General features: G+C 70.5%; 3 protein-coding genes and 1 pseudogene. 3 read left to right on the top strand and 1 reads right to left on the bottom strand.

What is annotated here, in order from left to right:
- Positions 1–579 (bottom strand): PP2C family protein-serine/threonine phosphatase (locus BN4348_RS58200; RefSeq protein WP_211145835.1); only part of this gene is annotated, 579 nt, incomplete at its 3' end.
- 120 nt (positions 580–699) lie between these two features.
- Here BN4348_RS58200 and BN4348_RS58195 point away from each other — a divergent pair.
- The 3 genes and pseudogenes from BN4348_RS58195 to BN4348_RS60240 form a co-directional block, all read left to right on the top strand.
- Complete coding sequence (locus tag BN4348_RS58195) at positions 700–1,572, top strand: exodeoxyribonuclease III (RefSeq protein ID WP_084454738.1); 873 nt, start codon at positions 700–702, stop codon at positions 1,570–1,572.
- 189 nt (positions 1,573–1,761) lie between these two features.
- A complete protein-coding gene (locus BN4348_RS58190) occupies positions 1,762–2,205 on the top strand; it encodes a hypothetical protein (protein WP_066917642.1) in 444 nt (147 codons plus the stop codon).
- 19 nt (positions 2,206–2,224) lie between these two features.
- Positions 2,225–3,685, top strand: a pseudogene (locus BN4348_RS60240) (cation-translocating P-type ATPase); the annotation flags it as partial.

Raw genomic sequence — 3,685 nt, 5'->3', positions numbered from 1 at the left:
GCGCGCGATGGGGATCTGGGCCGGCGCGGCCGGCACCACCGCCGCAAAGCTGCGCGCGGCCGTGTGGCTCGGGCGCAACGCGAGCACCACAACGTCGTCGCGATAGCCCGCCGGCGGTGTCATCCGCGCCAGCAACTCGGTACACACCGATTCGACCGGCAGCTCGGCGCATCCGGCGGCCGCGGCCTTCAGCCGGGCGAAGCCGTCGTCGAGCGCCTCGCCGGCCCGCTCGATGAGCCCGTCGGTGTATAGCAGGATCATGCTTCCCGGCGTCAACTCGGCCGTCGCGGTGGCGCCGGCAGGGTGGGCATCCTCGACCGCGACCGGGGGACGGCGGCCCGACTCGAGGAAGACCGGATCGCCGTCGGGAGGGACGAGCAACGGATACGGATGCCCGGCGCAGCTGTAGCTGACGGTGGCGCCCCCGGTACCGGCCCCGGTATCGATGAGGGCATAGGCCACGGTCGCGCAGCGGGCGCCGGTGACGCTGGCCGCGTACCGATCCAGCGCGGCCAGCACCGCGAGCGGTTCGGCGGCGGTGAGCGCCGAGGCGGCCACCGCGGCGCGCAGCCTGCTCATCACGATCGCGGCGGCCAGGCCNCGGCGACACCGACAAGATCGCCCTCGCCGGGTCCCTCGGCTTCCGGCTGCACCACCGTCGCCGCTACGTGCGGGCCGGCGACTCGATAGCGTCTAGCCATGCCTGACGGCACGGTTGATGGCGGCGACCCACTGCGCCCGGCTTCGCCGCGCTTGCGATCGCCGCTTCGGCTGGCCACCTGGAACGTCAATTCGATTCGCAGCCGCCTGGACCGCGTGCTGGACTGGCTGGGCCGCGCCGACGTCGACGTCCTGGCCATGCAGGAAACCAAGTGCTCCGACAGCCAGTTCCCCAGCCTGCCGTTCTTCGAACTCGGCTACGAGGTCGCGCACGTCGGCTTCAATCAGTGGAACGGCGTGGCCATCGCCTCCCGCGTCGGCATCGACGACGTGCAGGTCGGCTTCGAAGGCCAGCCCACCTGGAGCAGCAAGCGCGAGGTGGCCGCCACGGCCGAGGCGCGCGCACTGGGTGCCACCTGCGGCGGAATCCGGGTGTGGAGCCTGTATGTGCCCAACGGCCGCGCCGTGGGCGATCCGCACTACGCCTACAAGCTGAATTGGCTTGCCGCGCTGCGAGATACGGCGGCCGGCTGGCTGCGCGACGATCCCGCCGCCCCGATCGCGCTGGTCGGCGACTGGAACATCGCCCCGACGGACGAAGACGTGTGGAGCACCGAGTTCTATGCCGGCGCCACCCACGTCTCCCCGCCGGAGCGCCGCGCGTTCGATGCCATCGTGGACGCGCAATTCACCGACGTGGTAAGGCCTTTCGCCCCGGGCCCGGCGGTCTACACCTATTGGGACTACACCCAGCTGAGGTTTCCGAAGAACCGGGGCATGCGGATCGACTTCATTCTCGCCTCACCGGCGCTGGCCGGCCGCGTCACCGGCGCGCAGATCGTCCGGGACGAACGCAAGGGCAAGGCGCCGAGCGATCACGCGCCGGTGCTGATCGATGTGAGCCCCATTTGAGTCCCATAAACGACCCGTGTGCGGGCCGCACCACGAAATCCAGAAGTTTCTCGTTGTACGCGCGTTTGTAACGTGGCAGGCTTTCGCTATCGAGCACGAATTCGTTGTTGCTGTTAACTTTGCGTTCAACGGTTACACACGTAGCCGGCACCGTTCCCAGCGGCAGCGACTAGATACCAGGGAGTGATCATGGGTGTCGTCGGCGGTGCGGTCCGCAACGTGGGCAAAACCGTGGGTCGCGCGGCGGACGCGACCACCGCGGCAGCGGGTGCTGTCGGCGGCGCCGCGGTCAATGGAATCGTCGGCGGCGTAACGGGAGCCGCGGAGGGCATCAAGCGCGGAATCAGCAGCGGCAGTCATTCGACGCCCGCGGCGGCGTTGGCCCTGGGCGCGATCGGCGTCGCGGGCCTGGTCGAGTGGCCGGTGTTGCTGGCGGTCGGCGGCGGCGCGTTGTTGCTGCACCGGATGCAGCGCAAGCCCGAGGGCCCGGCCCCGGCGAAGGCCAACCTCAAGCCGGTACCCTCCGAACCCGCGCCCAAGAAGGTGACGCCGGCGAAGGCCGCCGGCAAGCCGGCGGCCAAGAAGGCAACCGGGCGCCGTGCCGGCGCCGCCGAGTTGCGCAGCACCAACTGAGAACCGCCTGAGCCGCCCTTTGAGCATTGTCACGTCGTTACAACGATCGACACCGCTGCGGGCCCTCACGACAGTCCTCGACATCGCGGCGATTCCGCTGCGCGAAGGCGCCAGGGCGCTCGCCGGCGACCTGCCCCGAGAAGCGCTGAGCCGGCGCTGCTGGCGGGGCGAGAGCCGCGCCTGGATCGAGGTGCGCGGCCTCGACGACGCGGGCTCGGGCGAATTGGGGCGCGCCGTGCTCGATGCGGTCCGGGCCCACCCCGGCGTCACCTCGGCCAGCCTGAACCATCCGTTGTCGCGCGTGGTCGTCGCCGTCGGCCCGGACGCCACGCTGCGCGACCTTTGCCGAATCGTCGACGGAGCCGAAAAGGGCTGCAACTCAAAAAAAGCCGTCAGACCCGCGGCGCCTCCGGCAAGTCTGCCGGGCGACGGCTTGGTGCTGGCGACCAGAGCCGTGACCATGGCCGCCACCGCCGCCGGCCTGGGCATAGCTCTCACCGGACGGGCCCTGCGGTGGCCGCATGCCCCGAGCGCCGTGCAGGCGGTCGTTTCGCTGGTGGAATACCAGCCCGCCCTGCGCCGAGTGGTCGAGGGCAGCATCGGGGGGCCCGCCACCGACTCCGTGCTGGCGCTGGCCGCAACGGTCGCGCAGACCATCACGCTGTCGCCGGCCTCCTTGACGGTGGGGTTGGCGATGCAGTCGCTGAAAGCCGCCGAATGCAGCGCCGAGGCGCGCGTCTGGGAAAAGCACGAACCGGACTTGGCGCGCCACGCCGACCAGCCGCCCACCCAGCCGGTCTCGATTCATGGGCGGCCGTCCAGGCCCGCCGAACGCCACGCCGGACAATTCGCGCTGCTGCAGGCGCTCAGCGCCGGGCTGATCGCCGCCCTCACCCGCAACGTGAACATGGTCGCCACCGCAATCCTGGTGACCGCGCCCAAGGCCAGCCGGACCACTCCCGAGGCGTTCGCGGCCACGCTGGGGCGCGGGTTGGCCGATCGACACGCGGTGTTGCCGCTGCGTCGGGAGGCGCTGCGCAGGCTGGACCTGGTCGACGCGATCGTCATCGACCCCCGCGTGTTGTGCACCGACGGCTTGCGGGTGGCGCGCATCCGTGGCGCCGACAAGGACGAGTTGCCCGCCGCGTGGAACCGTGCTCAACTCCTGATCGAGAAAGGCGGTTTGTCCGCCGGCTGGCATCCCGTGCCAGGGGTAGCCTCCAAACGGCCGAATTCGGTGGCCGAAGCCCTGTTTCTGCCCGCACACGATCCGCTGGCCTCGGCCGTGGTCGCCGAGGCACACCGCACCGGCGCGGATCTGATCACGGTCGATGCCGAGTCGTTGGACGAGTTGCGGCCGGCGTTCGACGAAGTGCGACCCGTGACGAACGACGCAAGCCAATCCATCGACGACGCGCTCGCCCGTGCGGTGGCCGACCTGCGCGGCGCGGGTAAATTCGTGGCGGTGCTGTCATCGTCT

Origin of the sequence: Mycobacterium interjectum, from assembly GCF_900078675.2 — a bacterium.
Classification (GTDB): domain Bacteria; phylum Actinomycetota; class Actinomycetes; order Mycobacteriales; family Mycobacteriaceae; genus Mycobacterium; species Mycobacterium interjectum.
The sequence above is the reverse complement of the archived record's forward strand: the minus strand, read 5'-3'. Positions and strand labels throughout refer to the sequence as shown.